General features: G+C 60.2%; 13 protein-coding genes. 5 read left to right on the forward strand and 8 right to left on the reverse strand.

Annotated features, from left to right (window positions below):
* Positions 1-5 precede the first annotated feature (5 nt).
* The 6 genes from VNV36_RS11795 to VNV36_RS11820 form a co-directional block, all read right to left on the reverse strand.
* Positions 6-1,247, reverse strand: a complete 1,242-nt coding sequence (locus tag VNV36_RS11795; protein ID WP_325717912.1) for an SfnB family sulfur acquisition oxidoreductase — start codon at positions 1,245-1,247, stop codon at positions 6-8.
* A 286-nt stretch (positions 1,248-1,533) separates the two neighbouring features.
* Positions 1,534-2,298: a hypothetical protein gene (locus VNV36_RS11800; protein ID WP_325717913.1), complete on the reverse strand. Its 765-nt coding sequence runs from the start codon at positions 2,296-2,298 to the stop codon at positions 1,534-1,536.
* Between the two features lie 458 nt (positions 2,299-2,756).
* Positions 2,757-3,506, reverse strand: coding sequence for an L-cystine ABC transporter ATP-binding protein TcyN (gene tcyN / locus VNV36_RS11805; protein ID WP_325718008.1), 750 nt, complete (start codon positions 3,504-3,506; stop codon positions 2,757-2,759).
* A gap of 4 nt (positions 3,507-3,510) precedes the next feature.
* Positions 3,511-4,176, reverse strand: a complete 666-nt coding sequence (gene tcyL / locus VNV36_RS11810; protein WP_016772200.1) for a cystine ABC transporter permease — start codon at positions 4,174-4,176, stop codon at positions 3,511-3,513.
* Positions 4,176-4,976: a cystine ABC transporter substrate-binding protein gene (gene tcyJ / locus VNV36_RS11815; RefSeq protein WP_325717914.1), complete on the reverse strand. Its 801-nt coding sequence runs from the start codon at positions 4,974-4,976 to the stop codon at positions 4,176-4,178. Before tcyJ ends, tcyL begins: the two co-directional genes overlap by 1 nt.
* A 283-nt stretch (positions 4,977-5,259) precedes the next feature.
* Positions 5,260-6,252 (reverse strand): D-cysteine desulfhydrase, encoded by a 993-nt coding sequence (locus tag VNV36_RS11820; RefSeq protein ID WP_325717915.1) that lies wholly within the window; start codon positions 6,250-6,252, stop codon positions 5,260-5,262.
* A gap of 190 nt (positions 6,253-6,442) precedes the next feature.
* Between VNV36_RS11820 and epsC the strand changes: the two genes are divergently transcribed.
* Positions 6,443-7,369, forward strand: a complete 927-nt coding sequence (gene epsC / locus VNV36_RS11825) for a serine O-acetyltransferase EpsC (RefSeq protein WP_325717916.1) — start codon at positions 6,443-6,445, stop codon at positions 7,367-7,369.
* Positions 7,370-7,776: 407 nt separating this feature from the next.
* The gene (gene betT / locus VNV36_RS11830) at positions 7,777-9,738 is read left to right on the forward strand and encodes a choline transporter BetT (RefSeq protein WP_325718009.1); all 1,962 of its coding nucleotides are present in this window, start codon (positions 7,777-7,779) and stop codon (positions 9,736-9,738) included.
* Positions 9,739-9,763: 25 nt separating this feature from the next.
* Here betT and VNV36_RS11835 read toward each other — a convergent pair whose 3' ends face one another.
* The gene (locus VNV36_RS11835) at positions 9,764-10,024 is read right to left on the reverse strand and encodes a hypothetical protein (RefSeq protein WP_325717917.1); all 261 of its coding nucleotides are present in this window, start codon (positions 10,022-10,024) and stop codon (positions 9,764-9,766) included.
* A 188-nt stretch (positions 10,025-10,212) separates the two neighbouring features.
* On the reverse strand, positions 10,213-11,250 hold the full coding sequence (locus VNV36_RS11840) for a LacI family DNA-binding transcriptional regulator (RefSeq protein WP_325717918.1): 1,038 nt from the start codon (positions 11,248-11,250) through the stop codon (positions 10,213-10,215).
* A 203-nt stretch (positions 11,251-11,453) separates the two neighbouring features.
* On the opposite strand from VNV36_RS11840, the gene VNV36_RS11845 reads away from it, so the two are divergent.
* From VNV36_RS11845 to mgrA, 3 genes are all read left to right on the forward strand, one after another.
* Entirely contained in the window at positions 11,454-13,679 is a 2,226-nt protein-coding gene (locus VNV36_RS11845; protein ID WP_325717919.1) for a TonB-dependent receptor, read from the forward strand.
* Between the two features lies 1 nt (position 13,680).
* The gene (locus VNV36_RS11850) at positions 13,681-15,000 is read left to right on the forward strand and encodes an LLM class flavin-dependent oxidoreductase (RefSeq protein WP_325717920.1); all 1,320 of its coding nucleotides are present in this window, start codon (positions 13,681-13,683) and stop codon (positions 14,998-15,000) included.
* A 72-nt stretch (positions 15,001-15,072) separates the two neighbouring features.
* Positions 15,073-16,110 carry an L-glyceraldehyde 3-phosphate reductase gene (gene mgrA / locus VNV36_RS11855; RefSeq protein WP_325717921.1) on the forward strand — a complete coding sequence of 346 codons (1,038 nt, stop codon included), beginning with the start codon at positions 15,073-15,075 and terminating at the stop codon, positions 16,108-16,110.
* Positions 16,111-16,220: the final 110 nt, after the last annotated feature.

Below are 16,220 nucleotides of genomic sequence, written 5' to 3' on the forward strand. Positions count from 1 at the left end.
TGCGGTCAGATCCAGGAATGGCGAGCCGGTAAAGTGCCGTTGAGGCGATAGGCGCCGACGGCGTGATACTTCCAGCGCACCGGGTCGTGCAGGGTGTGCACGCGGGCGTTGCGCCAGTGGCGATCAAGATTGAATTCGGCGAGGGTCGCGCGACTGCCGGCCAGTTCGAAAAGCTTTTCGCTGGCGAGCAGTGAGATCTCGGTGGTCAACACTTTCGCCTCGGCCACGGCAATTGATGCGCGGGCGGCAGATTCGGCGGTGAGCGGCGCAGCGTGGACTTGGTCGAGCACTTTGCCGGCCTTGCGCAGCAGTGCTTCGGCGGCGTGCAGTTCGATTTTCAGTTTGCCGATGTCGGCGATCACGTAGAGGTCATCGCTGGCGCGCTCGACCTTGGCGTCGATCCAGGGTCGCGCGCGGGTTTTGACGAATTCGATGGCGTCGTCGATGGCGCCACGGGCGATACCTGCATCAATCGCAGCTTGAATCAGTTGCGACACGGCGCCTTGGGTATTCGGGGTTTCGTTGATCTTCCAGTTGTCGACCACCAACCCCGCTTCGACCCGCACGTTGTTGAGCAAGATCGTGCCGCTGGCGGTGGTGCGCTGGCCGAAGCCCGACCAGTCATCGACGATGCGCAACCCCGGTGTGCCGCGACGCACGAACGCCAGCACTTGTTTGCCTTCATCGTTGAGCGCTTTGACCGCGACCCAGTGCGCAAACAATGCACCGGTCGAGTAGAACTTCTGGCCATTGATCAGGTAATCGTCACCATCGGCGGTGATTCGCGCTTTCAGTTCCAAGGTGTTTTTGGTGCCGCGTTCCGGGCCGGCGTTACCGATGCGCCAGCCTTCCAGAACACTCTGAAACAGCTGTTTTTTCTGCGCTTGGGTAGCGCTGCCGAGTACCAGATTGATGATGCCGAACTGATTCTGCGGAATCTGTCCCAACGCCGGGTCGGCGGCGGAAATGATCGCGAATACCTCGGCCAGGGTCACGAACGAAACCTGCGGGCCACCGTATTCACGCGGGATAGCGATGCTGCCCAGGCCGCTGCGAGTGAACTGTTCGATTTCCGACCATGGCAACTTGCGCTGACGGTCGCGTTTTGCCGCTTGAACACGGGCGACCTGCGCCAGTTCATGGGCGGCCTTGATGGCTTGAGCGTCGTTGCGCAGCACTTGCGCGGGCAACAACAGCGGGGCGATGTCCAGATCGGACTGGACGTTTGCATCGGCCAGACTGGACATCATTGCCACTCCCTGGCTACACGCAATGCCCTGGCGATCTGCACTGGGGTGATCGTGTTCCGGACCATACGTACCTCACATCTCATGAAAACGCCGCGAAAATGCGGCGATTGAAAGAATGTCCGGTGGTCCGGTGCATATACCCTAAGCGCGTATAAAAATTAAATAAACTAACTTTTAGGAATATGCATAGAAGGGACGATGGTCGGGTTGGGAACAACCTTTTTTCGATATCGGTATGACCCCTGTGGCGAGGGAGCCTGATCCCACGCCACAAGAAACCGGATCAAGGCTTGCGGGATTCGGCGGCTTTGAGTTCGGCCTTAAGTGGCACTTTCAGGTAAGGGCTGACGCAACCGATCTTCAGCGTGCGAGGCGGCGCCCAGCGTGAGTTGTTGCCGACCCGATCGAGGATGCAGTACGTCACGTCCAGCCGCAGGTCTTCGCCTGCTTCCACGATTACAGCCGGTGGCACCCAGACCTGAATCGGCAGCCCGACATCGGCGGCCGTGACCGGTGCCAGATCCATGCGCACATCGCCCCAGCGCAGAGTAATGGCGTCGTCTTCTGCCATGTTCAGGTAGGGTTCGATGGTCAACGGTACGCCGCGCTTGATCTGATTCGGGTTTACGCCCTGACGGCGAATAGCCTGCGGGATGGTCACCGGCGCCAGGCGCTGATTTTCGTCATCGCACTGGGGTGTGGGCTGCCCACCGGGGCAATCGAGTTTGACCAGCACACGGGTCGCCGCCGACAGCGCCGGCGCCTGGCCGACCTGCATCACTCGGTAGTGAATGCGTGCAGTGCCGTTGGCAATGAAGCTCTCCGGCACGCGCAGGCTGACCGGCATGCCCACATCCGCAGCGCTGAGCACTTTCGAGGCGACATAGCATTTGTTCCAGAACAACTCGATCAGGTCGCCATCGTCCATGGCGGGATAAGGCGGCACATCGACGAACAAGTGAGCTGCCGTCGCCAGGTTGATGCCGGTTCTTTGTGCGCACGCCAGCGTTGGCGCTGCAAGTTCGGGGGTGTGCGAAGTGCGGGTCATCGGGTTCTCTCCTTGAAGCCTTGCAGCGAAATCCGTTTCTGGAAATAAATAGGCGCGAATCAACTGGCAATAAAGCGACGAACTTCCGCTTGGTGTAATTGCGGGTTGAGTCAACTAAGAAGCGCCGGTTGTCGACTAGATAAAAGTTTGCGGAGAGGGGTGTCAATAGAAGGTGTTAGTTAATCTGTAAATTACAAGTTAATCAGAAAGCTCCTACGTCATCGAGGCAATACGCCTAAGCAGAGGCGCGAAAGCAGCTACAGAAAATCGTCAGTTCTGCGCATTTTTGTGCAGGTGTGTTCGCGGGGGAATGTATAGAAGTATGGCGGTTCAAAGATAGATAAATGCATTGCGCAATGTATATCTGTGCGTCCCGGAATAATTGACCAAGGTTTTAAATGAAGGGGAGAGGCGTAACTTCCATCCATGGAAGTTGACGGATACTGCCTGGAAAGTTCTCAGGCGTGGTTCAGAAACTTGCTGAGAAACTGTTGGGTGCGTTGTTCTTTCGGATTGGCAAACAACGCTTTGGCTTCACCCTGTTCAACGATCACGCCTTTATCGAAAAACACCACGCGGTTGGCCACGTCACGGGCGAAACCCATTTCATGAGTGACGATCACCATGGTGCGTTTTTCTTCGGCAAGGCCACGAATGGTCGCCAACACTTCGCCGACCAGTTCCGGGTCGAGGGCCGAAGTCGGCTCGTCGAACAGGATCACTTCCGGCTCCATCGCCAACGCGCGGGCGATGGCCACGCGCTGTTGCTGACCGCCGGAGAGGCGACGCGGATAAGCGTCCTCCTTGCCGGCCAGCCCCACTTTGGTCAGCAGCTTTTTGCCCAGTGCAATCGCTTGGTCGTGAGGCATCTTCTTGACCACGATCGGGCCTTCGATGACGTTTTCCAGAGCGGTGCGATGGGGGAACAGGTTGAAGTTCTGGAACACGAAGCCGACGTGTTGGCGCAGGTTGCGCACCAGGCTCTGCTGCTGATTCAGCGGACGACTGGTATCGATTTCGATAGTGCCGACCTTGATCCGGCCACTGCTGGGTTCTTCAAGGAAATTCAGGCAGCGCAGGAACGTGGTTTTCCCCGAACCGCTGGGGCCGATGATTGCCACCACCTCGCCTTCCTTCACCTCGAGGTCGATGCCGTTGAGCACCACTTGCCCCTTGAATTGTTTGGTCAGTTTTTCCACGACAATCATCGGGTCAGGACTCCTGGTCATGCCGATTGACCCGCTCTTCCAGCTTGTTCTGCAAGTGCGAAAGCACCGTGGCCAGAATCCAGTAGATCAGCGCGGCGGCAAGATACATGGTGAAGACTTCGAAAGTCCGGGCGGTAATCAGCTGCGCCTGGCGGAACAGCTCGGGCACCTGAATGGTGGCGGCCAGCGCCGTGTCCTTGACCAGCGAAATGAAGCTGTTGCCCAGCGGCGGTAATGCCGTGCGCATCGCTTGCGGCAGGATAGCCCGGCGCAGGGTCTGCGCACGGGTCATGCCAATGCTCGCAGCAGCTTCCCACTGCCCGCGCTCAATCGAACCGATCGCGGCGCGCAGGATTTCACAGGCGTAGGCGGCCATGTTCAGCGAGAAGCCGATCAGCGCTGCTGGCAGCGGATCAAGCTCCATGCCCAGTTGCGGCAAGCCGTAATAAATCACGAACAGTTGCACCAACAACGGCGTGCCGCGGAAGAACGACACATAGATGCGTGCCAGCCAACTGACCGACTTGAATCGCGACAGGCGCATCAGTGCCAGGCCGAAGCCCAGCAGCAGACCGAAGAACATCCCGCCAAGGCTGAGGACTACCGTGTAGTACGCGCCCTTGAGCAGAAAGGGCGCTGAATCCAGCGCGAGTTGGAAAGCCTCTTCCATTATTTAGTGACGTCTGCGTTGAAGTATTTCTTCGACAGCTTCTCAAGGGTGCCATCGGCGCGCAGTTCGTCGAGCGCCTTGTTCACCGCAGCCAGCAACTCAGGCTCGCCTTTGCGCAAGGCGATACCGGATTCCTGACGGGAAAACGCCTCACCGGCAGCGACGGTTTTCGGCGCTTTTTTGGCGTATTCAAGTGCGGCCAGACGATCGATCAGGATGGCATCGGTGCGGCCGTTGTTGAGGTCGGCAAATTTGGTCGGGTCATCGTCGTAGGTGCGCACGTCAGCGCCTGGCACGTTGGCGCGGACCCACTGCTCGTAGTTGGTACCCAAGCCTACACCGACCTTTTTGCCGGACAGGTCCGCGGCGGTCCTGATATTCAGCGAAGATTCCTTGCTCTTGAGCACCAGTGCCTGGATCCCGGAGACGGTGTACGGCTCGGAGAAGTCATACTTCTTCTTGCGTTCGTCGGAGATGGTCACCTGGTTGACCACCAGGTCCAGACGCTTGGATTCCAGCGCGGCGAGGATGCCGTCCCATTTGGTCGGCTGGATCTTGGCCTTGACGCCGAGTTTTTGCGCCAGTGCTTCGGAGAGCTCGACTTCGAAACCGGACAGCTTGCCGTTCTCGTCGACGAAGCTGAACGGTGGATAGGTGCCTTCCAGGCCGACGTTGAGAACGCCTTTGTCCTTGATCTGTTGCAGCTGCTCACCGGCCACTGCCTGACCGATCAGGCCGGCGCTCAGCGCCAGGCCCAGCGAACCGACCAGCAGAGTGCGACGTAGTGCGGAAAAATTCATGACAAGCCCCTGTGTTTTCTTATGGAAGACGCTTAAGGAATGTAGGCAACTTAGTGATTTGGACGACAGCGCTATCCTGCCTCAAAGCAGCTTATGCGTCTCGCCCGAAATTCGCCTGCGGCGAGACTATAAGGTGTCTACCTTAGACTTGAAAATACTCAATATGGAAACTGTTATTCGTTTCAGGAATATGTGTGGCTTCTTCAAAGATCGCAGCCTTCGGCGGCTCCTGCAGGTGATCCCATGCAGGAGCTGCCGAAGGCTGCGATCTCTTGATCCGCTCTTACAAAAAATCCTTGTAGGCAAACAACGCCGGCGCGCCACCGGTATGCAGGAAGATGATCGGGCCGTCATCGAAGCGCTGCCGGCCGATCCCGTCGAGCAGACCGGCCATGGCCTTGCCGGTGTAGACCGGGTCAAGCAACAGACCTTCCTGACTGGCCAACAGTTTCACCGCCGCCAGGGTGCCCGCGTTCGGCTCGCCATAACGCGGGCCGAAATATTCGTCCCATAGCTCGACGGTGAAGCTGGCCGGCACCTCGACGCCAAGCAGCTCTGCCGTGCGTTCGGCCAAACCCTGCACCTTCGGCCGCTGATCTTCCTCACTGCGCGAAACCGTTACGCCGATCACCGGCAGTTGCGACAGCACCGCACTCAGGGCCAGACCCAGGCCGCTGTGAGTGCCGGCACTGCCCGAGGCCAATACCACGGCGGCAAAGTCGAGGCCGCTGTCCTTGATCTGCTGAGCCAATTCCAGCCCGGCGCGCACATAACCCAAGGCTCCGAGCGCGTTGGATCCGCCAATCGGCACCAGATACGGTTTCTTGCCATTGCTGCGCAGGCGCACGGCGAGGGCGGCCAGTTGTTCGTCGGCGTTGTCGAGGTTGTCGACCAGCTCCACTTTGGTGTCGAACAGATCAAGCAGCAGACGGTTACCGTTGCCGGTGTAGTTGCTGTCGTCAGTGCCCAGCGGATTTTCCAGCAGCGCGACACAGCCAAGGCCCAGTCTGGCGGCCAGCGCGGCGGTCTGGCGAACGTGGTTTGATTGCAGCGCACCGGCGGTAATCAGGGTATCGGCACCTTGGGCGAGGGCATCGGCGGCAAGGTATTCGAGTTTGCGCAACTTGTTGCCACCCATGGCCAGCGGCGTCAGGTCATCACGCTTGATGTAAACATCGCGGCCCAGCCAGGTGGACAGGCGTTCGAGTTTTTCCAGCGGCGTGGGATGGCTCAGCAGGTCGAGACGTTGAAAGCGTTCCAGCTGTTGTTTGATCATGAGTCCGCACTGAGGGAAAAGGATGAAGGGACTATAGGCACGCGCTTTGGCGCGGGCAACCGCGAATCGCTTATAGCCGAATGGACTGAGGCCAGCACTATCGGTTCTTAATTCGTCTGCCAGGCCATGCCGTAAAGTAGTCGCCGTTGACGCGGCCAGACCGTCCGGCCGCCCGTGAGGAGTCTTTACCGTGAGCGAGCGTTCCAGCCATTGGCAATTGCAGACCATCGTCAGTCAGCTGCGCAGCGCGCGGGATCAGTGGCGGGCACGCAATGGCCGGGCCTCAGGGGAGCAGGGTGGGCGTGAGTTGCCGTCGCGGGCGGCGATGGCCGAGATTCTCGAAGCGCTGTGCGGCGCACTGTTCCCGATGCGTCTGGGCCCGGTGGATCTGCGCGAGGAAAGTGAAGACTTCTACGTCGGCCATACCCTCGATGTAGCGCTCAATGCGTTACTGGCGCAGACGCGTCTGGAGCTGCGTTACGTCGCTCGCCACAGTGCGCAGGACGACAGCGAAGTCGAAGCTCGCGCTATCCGCATCGTGCAGGATTTCGCCCTGGCGTTGCCGGGTTTGCGCACCTTGCTCGACACCGATGTGCTGGCGGCCTATCACGGCGACCCAGCGGCGCGCAGCGTTGATGAAGTGTTGTTGTGCTACCCGGGAATTCTCGCCGTGATTCACCACCGGCTGGCGCACCATTTGTACCGCGCCGGGTTGCCCTTGCTCGCGCGCATCAGCGCGGAAATTGCCCACTCGGCAACGGGCATCGACATCCACCCGGGGGCGCAGATCGGCCGCAGTTTCTTTATCGATCACGGCACCGGTGTGGTGATTGGCGAGACCGCAATCATCGGCGAGCGTGTGCGGATCTATCAGGCAGTGACCCTGGGCGCCAAACGCTTTCCCGCGGACGAAGACGGCCAGTTGCAGAAGGGCCATCCGCGCCACCCGATCGTTGAGGACGATGTAGTGATTTACGCCGGGGCGACGATTCTCGGGCGGATTACCATCGGCAAGGGGTCGACCATTGGCGGCAACGTGTGGCTGACGCGCAGCGTGCCGGCGGGGAGCAATCTGACCCAGGCCAATCTGCAGCATGATGACGGGACGCAAAAATAGCCTGCAAACATGCGACCTGTAGGAGCTGACGAGTGAAACGAGGCTGCGATCTTTTGATCTTTGCTTTTAAACATCAAGATCAAAAGATCGTCCGAACGCGGCCCGAGCCTTCGGCAGCTCCTGCAGATTCGGTCATCAGGCATTTTGCTGTTGAACGAATCCCCTGAGACCCGCGTCATACACCTCCTTGGGCTCTGTAGGAAACCTACCGCCCAGCCCTGCGATTAGTCCTTGCTACCCTATCCATGTTTAACTTGAACGTTCATTCAAGTTAAACCGGTGGTTCGCTGCCCGCTCACAACAGGAGGCTTGCCTTTGCTGAGTCCGATTCTTTCAGCCATGTTTCAAATCCTCGAGGTGCACGTTTCATGAGTGCATCGTCTACCCCCGCCAGCGGTCTGGTGCGCATGAATCCGCCGGTGTTCTATTTCGCCGCAACGGTCATTCTGCTGTTTGGTCTGGTCGTCATCGCCATACCTGCACAGGCCGGTGCCTGGCTGCTGGAAGCGCAAAACTGGGCGGCCAATACGGTCGGCTGGTATTACATGCTCGCGATGACCCTGTATCTGGTCTTCGTGGTGGTCACCGCGTTATCCGGCTACGGCAAGATAAAACTCGGTGCCGACCACGACGAGCCCGAGTTCAGTTACTTGTCCTGGGCCGGCATGCTGTTCGCCGCAGGGATCAGCATCACGCTGTTCTTCTTCTGCGTATCCGAACCGCTGACCCACATGCTGCAACCGCCGCAAGGCGAGGCCGGTACGGCGGACGCCGCGCGCCAGGCCATGCAGATTCTGTTTTTACACTGGGGTCTGCATGGCTGGGGCGTGTTTGCTTTTGTCGGCATGGCGCTGGCCTATTTCGCCTACCGGCACAATCTGCCGCTGGCCCTGCGTTCGGCGCTGTATCCGCTGATCGGCAAACGCATCAACGGCCCCATCGGTTATGCGGTCGACGGCTTCGGCATCATCGCTACGGTGTTCGGCCTCGGTGCCGACATGGGCTTCGGCGTGCTGCACCTCAATTCCGGTCTGGATTACCTGTTCGGCATCGCTCACACCCAGTGGATTCAGGTCGGCCTGATCACACTGATGATGGGCGCAGCGATCATCGTGGCGGTCTCCGGCGTCGACAAAGGCGTGCGAGTGATGTCGGACATCAACATGCTGCTCGCCTGCGGGCTGCTGCTGTTCGTGTTGTTTGCCGGCCCTACGCAGCACTTGCTCAATACGCTGATCCAGAACGTCGGCGATTATCTCGGCGCCTTGCCGATGAAGAGTTTCGACCTCTACGCCTATGACAAACCGAGCGACTGGCTGGGTGGTTGGACAGTGTTCTACTGGGCCTGGTGGATTGCATGGTCGCCGTTCGTAGGCCTGTTCATCGCACGGATTTCCCGTGGTCGCACCATCCGTGAGTTCGTCTTCGGCGTGCTGCTGATTCCGCTCGGTTTCACCCTGGCGTGGATGTCGATCTTCGGCAACAGCGCCCTTGATCAAGTGCTGAATCACGGCATGAGCGCGCTCGGCATGTCGGCCATCGACAACCCATCGATGAGCATTTATCTGTTGCTGGAAACCTACCCGTGGAGCAAAACCGTTATTGCCGTGACGGTGTTCATCAGCTTCGTGTTCTTCGTCACCTCGGCGGATTCCGGCACCGTGGTGCTCTCGACGCTGTCCGCGAAGGGCGGTAACCCCGATGAAGACGGGCCGAAATGGCTGCGGGTGTTCTGGGGCGCCATGACGGCGCTGATCACCAGTGCGCTGCTGTTTTCCGGCAGCATCGATGCGCTGAAGTCGGCGGTGGTGCTGACCTCATTGCCGTTCTCGTTGATTCTGCTGCTGATGATGTGGGGCCTGCACAAGGCGTTCTATCTGGAATCGCAGAAGCAGATCGCGCAGCTGCATTCGCTGGCGCCGGTGTCCGGTTCGCGGCGCGGCACCGGCGGCTGGCGACAGCGCCTGAGTCAGGCGGTGCACTTCCCTTCTCGCGACGAGGTGTATCGCTTCATGGAGAGCACGGTGCGCCCGGCAATCGAAGAAGTGACCGCCGTGTTTGTGGAAAAAGGTCTGCACGTGGTGACCCAGCCCGATCCGGCGCATGACAACGTCAGCCTGGAAATCGGCCATGGCGAGCAGCACCCGTTCATCTATCAAGTGCAAATGCGCGGCTACTTCACGCCGTCTTTCGCGCGTGGCGGCATGGGTTCCAAGCAACTCAACAATCGCCGTTACTACCGCGCCGAAGTGCACTTGAGCGAGGGCAGTCAGGACTACGATCTGGTCGGCTACACCAAAGAGCAGATCATCAACGACATCCTCGACCAGTACGAACGGCACATGCAATTCCTGCATCTGGTGCGTTGATCCAGCGGCTGAGCGCCGGGACGTTTCACGCCTCGGCGCTCAGTACCATGGACAACACCGTCGTCGCCACGGGCACAACGAATACCGCACTGCCAATGGCTATTTCCGATCCTACGGAATGGCCAGCATGCACTACCCCCACCGCACCATTGATCACCGTCAAAGCCAGCCACAGGGCGGCGAAGTTGTAGGCCATGGTCTGGCGACTGAAGCCGATGTGCTCGCCGATGTAAAGCATCAGCGCGAGCAGCACCAGGCCGAAGAAGATGATGATGGGGGTGTGCATGGCAGGTTTGGCCTGGTGGATGGGTGTTGCCTGATCGGCCGCCTTCGCGAGCGGCTCACTCCTACAGTGGGTCGCGGCTGCCCACAAATCCTGTGGTCAACCCCATTCCCTGTAGGAGTGAGCCTGCTCGCGATAGGGCCCCCGAGTTCTCCTCTAGAGCATAGCCAATCCCGCCGCCGCGATATTCATCAGGTGCTTTCGCGCTCGATCACTCGGCATCGCAGCAGGTTCAGCCGTTGCACTGCGTCGTTTGGCAAGACGCCAAGGCTTTCCAGGACCCGTGTTGCCGCCAGCACGCCAATCTCCAGCGCTGGCGGTTTGATCGTGCTCAGGCTCGGCAGCAGCATCTCGGCAAACGGGTAATCACCGAAACCGAGCACGGCGCAGTCTGCGGGGATTCTGATGCCTGCGCGTTGCCCGGCGAGGAGGCCGCCGGCGGCGAGGTTGTCATTGGCGAAGATGATCGCGTCGGGGCGCGGTGAGGCGGTCATCAGGGCGTCCATCGCTTGCTTGCCGGCCTCGAACGGTGCGCGGTCGGCGTCCGGGGCGAAGACCCATGGCTCACGTCCTGCGCCTCGCAAAGTGGCGGCATAACCATCGCGGCGCTCCAGTGCACTGAAGTCGCCCGGCGCGCTGTTCTGCACGAAAGCGATGCGTTGATAGCCGTTCTCAAGCAAGTGTCTTGCAGCTGTTACGCCCACTTCGAAGTGCGAAAAGCCAATCTGCATCGGCTCGCGCTCCGGCTGGTAATCCCAGGTTTCGATGACCGGAATATCGACCTCGGCGAGCATCTTCTCGGTCCCTGCGCTGTGGAAGTGGCTGGTCAGCACCAATGCCGCCGGCGACCAGCCAAGAAACGCGCGCACGGCATTTTCTTCCTGCCCGATATCGAAATAACTCGACGCCAGCAACAGCTGATAACCGTGACGGTTAAGGGTGTCGCTGAAGCCCTGGATGGTGTTGGCGAAAATCGGCCCGGAGATGTTCGGAATGACCATGCCGACGATTTTCCCGCGCGCCGAGGCCAAGCCGCCAGCGACCAGATTGGGCACATAACCGAGCTCGGCGACCACCGCCGCAATGCGCTCGCGCCGCTCTGGCGACACCTGTTCGGGCTGATTGAAATACCGCGACACGGTAATCGCCGACACCCCGGCTGATCGTGCAACGGCGTTCAACGTTACACGGCCGGCGCCCCGGCGTTTACGCGGTTTTTCGTCGTTCAAGACTCGATCCTTCCTAAAAACCAAATTGCATATAAAAGTAATTTTTCAGTATTGGACGCTCTATGCCATGGTCGCCAGTATTGCCAATGTTAGCGCTAACAAGGCGCGGTGTCTGCTACTCGCTCGAGCGAATGCCCAAGACAGATTCGGGCGCTGTCGTCGCAGAACGGCAGCGGTTCAGGGCTATTTTCGAGCGACCACCTATGCGCAATTTTCCTGGGGCAACACACACACTCACGCAGTCGATTCGTGCGGCGGGCTGGATTTTCACCGGACTGGCGGCGCTGCCGCTGCCCACCGCGTTTGCCGCTGACAGCAGCGATCAGGAACCGACGCTGAAATCCGTCACGGTGACCGCGACTCGCCGGGAAGAGTCGCTGCAGAAAGTACCGGTGGCAGTTTCGGTGCTCGACGGCGAACAGCTTGAACGCGACAACCGCAACGGCGTGGCGAGCATCGTTCAGCAAGTGCCTTCGTTGAACTTCCGCACCGGCGCCTCGAACAAGGACACCTCATTATTCGTGCGCGGCGTCGGCACGATTTCCACCTCGCCCGGCGTCGAGCCGACCGTGGCAACGGTGATCGACGGTGTGGTGTATGCGCGGCCCGGCCAGGCCACGCTGGATCTGCTCGATCTTGAGCGCGTCGAGGTTTTACGCGGCCCGCAGGGCACACTGTTTGGCAAGAATGCCTCGGCCGGCGTGCTGAATATCACCAGCAAGGCGCCAACCACTGAGACCCACGGCTACATCGATCAGGCGTACTACAGCGGCAACGAAAGCCGCACCCGTTTCGGCCTCGGCGGCAGCCTCATTCCGGATACGCTGAAGGGCTCGATCAGCACCTTGTTCGGCACGTACGACGGCAACGTCGACAATCAGCACAACGGCCATGAAGTGAACGGCTATAACCATCGCGGCGTGCGCGGCAAACTCGAATTCACCCCGAACGACGACATCACCTTTACCCTGATCGCCGATTACATGCAGTCCCATGACGACGCGCCCAATGGCGTCGTCAGCCAAGCCCTGACGCCGGCCTTCGCCGGTGCGCTGAACCCGGTGAATGCGACCAGCCACAATCGCGACATCAATACCGACACCCGTTCCCACGTCGAGGACATCAACAAAGGTTTGTCCGGCCAGCTCGACTGGCAATTGGGTGATTACACGCTGACATCGATCACTGCGTGGCGCGGCTGGGACAACACTCAATATCAGGATGGCGATCGCCTCGGCACGGTGACGGCGGCATTTCCCGGCACGGCAGACAGGGGCGATCTGGCCTTCGACCAATATTCCCAGGAGCTGCGTCTGGCCTCGCCGAAAGGTGAATTCCTCGAGTACGTCGGTGGCCTGTTCTACATGCACGGCAAGGACGAGGAGACTTATCAGCGCACGCTGACGACGACCACCCGCACCGAGCGTGGCGTGGCTGATTACCGCACCACCAACGACAGCTCTGCGGTGTTTGGCGAGAGCACGCTGAACTTCACCTCGGACTTTCGCGGCATCGCCGGCCTGCGCTACACCCACGATGAGCTGGATTACGATCATCGTCGCGTCTCCACCTCAGTCACCACCGTCAGCGGCATTCAACCGGCGACTCGCAGCTCAGGCTCTGTCGACGAGGATGGCTGGTCCGGTCGCCTCGGCTTGCAGTACGACCTGAGTGATACGGTCACCACTTACCTGACCTACTCACGCGGTTACAAAGGTCCGGCCTATAACGTGTTCTTCAACATGCAGCCGCGCGACACCGAGGCGCTGAAACCGGAGACTTCCAACACCTGGGAGGCGGGCATCAAAGCCACGACCTGGAATAACCGCCTGACCACCAATCTGGCGGTGTTCCACAGTGAGTACGACAACTATCAGGCGAACTTTTTCGACACGGTCGCCGGGCAAGTGGTGACGCGGCTGATCAACGCCGGCAGCGTCAGCAGCGAAGGCGTCGAACTCGATTACGCCTTGCAAGCCACCCAGCAACTGAAGCTGTCCGGCGCGCTGGCGTACACACGCGCACGTATCGACGAATTCGCCTGCCCGGCGGGCGCGGCGGCGTCGTGCAACGTTGACGGCAAGCCTCTGCCGTTCAGCCCGGACTGGAAAAGCTACGTACGCGCCGACTACACCATTGCCCTGGACAACGGTCTGGATATCGAACTGGGCACCGACTACAGCTGGCAAAGCGAAGTGCAGTACGACATCAGCCAGAACCCCGATACCAGGCAGGGCGCCTACGGGCTGTGGAATGCCAGCGTCGCCCTGGCCGATTACACCGATGGCTGGCGCGTCGCGCTGCTGGGCAAGAACCTCGCCGACAAGTCTTACTCACCGTTGCTGGCCAGCGGCGGCAGCTACATCTACCGCGCGGTGCCACGGGATGACGAGCGCTACTTCGGCGTGCAGCTGCGCAAGGATTTCTGAGATGAGCAGACAGATGAAACTCGGTGCGTTTCTCATGCCCACCGGGCACCACGTTGCGGCATGGCGCCATCCTGATGTGCCGGCTGATGCGGGGCTGGACTTCGCCCATTACAAGCGCCTGGCGCAGATTGCCGAGGCGGCGAAGTTCGATGCGTTGTTTGTCGCCGACAGCGTCGCCGCACCGACTCAGGACGTCGCCAGCCGTATGGCCCGCTCCGATCACTTCGAACCGCTGACGCTGCTTTCGGCCTTAAGCGCGGTCACCGAGCACATCGGCCTGATCGCCACGGCGACCACCAGCTACAACGAGCCGTATCACGTGGCGCGCAAGTTCGCCTCGCTCGATCATTTGTCCGGGGGGCGGGCTGGATGGAATCTGGTGACTTCGGACAATGCCGCCGAGGCACTGAATTTCGGCCGCGACGAGCACATTGGCCATGCCGAACGCTACGGCCGTGCCCGCGAATTTCATCAAGTGGTCACCGGGCTCTGGGACAGTTGGGAGGACGATGCCTTCCACCGTGACAAGGCCAGCGGCGCCTATTACGACCCGCACAAGCTGCACGTGCTCGATCATGTCGGTGAACATTTTCGGGTCAAAGGCCCATTGAACGTGGCGCGCTCGCCGCAGGGGCAACCGGTGATTGTCCAGGCAGGATCCTCCGAGGCGGGTCGCGAACTGGCTGCGCAAACGGCTGAAGTGGTGTTCACCGCGCAGGCTTCACTGGCCGCCGCTCAGGCTTTCTATGCCGACATCAAAGGGCGCTTGCCTCAGCACGGACGCAGTGCCGACGCGCTGAAAATCATGCCCGGTGTGTTCGTCGTGGTCGGTGCCAGCGAGGCACAGGCGCAGGAAAAATTTGAAACGTTTCAGCAATTGGTCGAACCTGAGGTGGGCGTCGCGCTGCTTGGGCGTATGCTGGGCAACTTCGACTTATCGAAGTACCCGCTGGACGAGCCGCTGCCGGAGCTGCCGCTGACTGACAGCGGTCAGCAGAGTCGGCAGAAGTTGCTGACAGAGCTTGCAGCAAGAGAGAACCTGACCCTTGCCGGACTCGGTCGCAGGATCGCCGGCGGGCGCGGGCATTACAGCCTGATCGGTACGCCCGCGCAGATCGCCGATCGCCTGCAGCAATGGTTCGAACACGGCGCGGCAGACGGCTTCAATGTGCTGGTGCCGCACCTGCCGGGCGGGCTCGAGGATTTCGCCAATGGCGTGGTGCCGGAACTGCAGCGGCGTGGCTTGTTCAGAACTGAATATGAAGGCTGTACGTTGCGGCAGAACCTGGGTCTGACTCGACCCGGCAATAGATTTGCGTAACAGCCTTCGCGAGCAGGCTCGCTCCCACACGAGCAATCGACACCCATTTCAAGACAGACAAGAGAGGATTCGATGACCTACACCGCTGCCGAAAACCGCTACGACTCCATTCCTTACCGCCGCGTCGGCCGTAGCGGGCTGGTGCTGCCGGCGTTGTCGCTGGGCCTGTGGCACAACTTTGGCGACAGCACGCCGATCGACACCCAGCGCGCCTTGCTGCGTACTGCGTTCGATCTGGGCATCAACCACTTCGATCTGGCCAACAATTACGGCCCGCCGTACGGCAGCGCCGAAATCAATTTCGGTCGTCTGCTGCGTGAGGACTTCAAGCAGTACCGCGATGAGCTGATCATCTCCAGCAAGGCCGGTTGGGACATGTGGCCCGGCCCGTATGGCCAGGGCGGCGGCTCGCGTAAATACGTGCTCGCCAGCCTCGACCAGAGCCTGCAACGCCTCGGTCTGGACTATGTGGATATCTTCTATTCGCATCGCTTCGACCCGGACACCCCGCTGGAAGAAACCGCCAGCGCCCTCGCCACTGCCGTGCAGCAAGGTAAGGCGTTGTACATCGGTATCTCGTCTTACTCAGGCGTGAAAACCCGCGAAATGGCTGAGCTGCTGAAAGAGTGGAAGGTGCCGCTGTTGATTCATCAACCGGCGTACAACCTGCTCAATCGCTGGGTGGAAAAGGATCTGCTCGACACCACCGACGAGCTGGGTACGGGCGTGATCGCTTTCACGCCCCTGGCGCAGGGTTTGCTCACCGACAAATATCTCAACGGCGTGCCGGCGGACGCGCGAGTCAATCGTCCGGGCGGTGGCTCGTTGCAAGCCTCGCACTTGTCCGAGGCCAACATTGCCCACGTGCGGGCGCTGAACGAAATTGCCCAGCGTCGCGGGCAAAGCCTGGCGCAACTGGCGCTGGCGTGGACGCTGCGCGACCCACGGGTCACCTCGGCGCTGATTGGCGCGAGCCGACCGGAGCAGATTGTCGAGAACGTGGGGGCGTTGAAGAACCTGCATTTCAGCGCTGAAGAGCTGGCGGAGATTGATCGTTTTGCTCAGGAGGGCGGGATCAATTTGTGGGAGAAGCCTTCGACGGCGGAATAAGTTTCAAGCTCAAAAAGCTTTCGCGAGCAGGCTCCCACACAGGGAAATGCGTTCCAATGTGGGAGCGAGCCTGCTCGCGAAGGAGCCGGTTCAGGTAATGAAGATGTCGG

The organism is Pseudomonas sp., from assembly GCF_035554175.1.
GTDB lineage: Bacteria > Pseudomonadota > Gammaproteobacteria > Pseudomonadales > Pseudomonadaceae > Aquipseudomonas.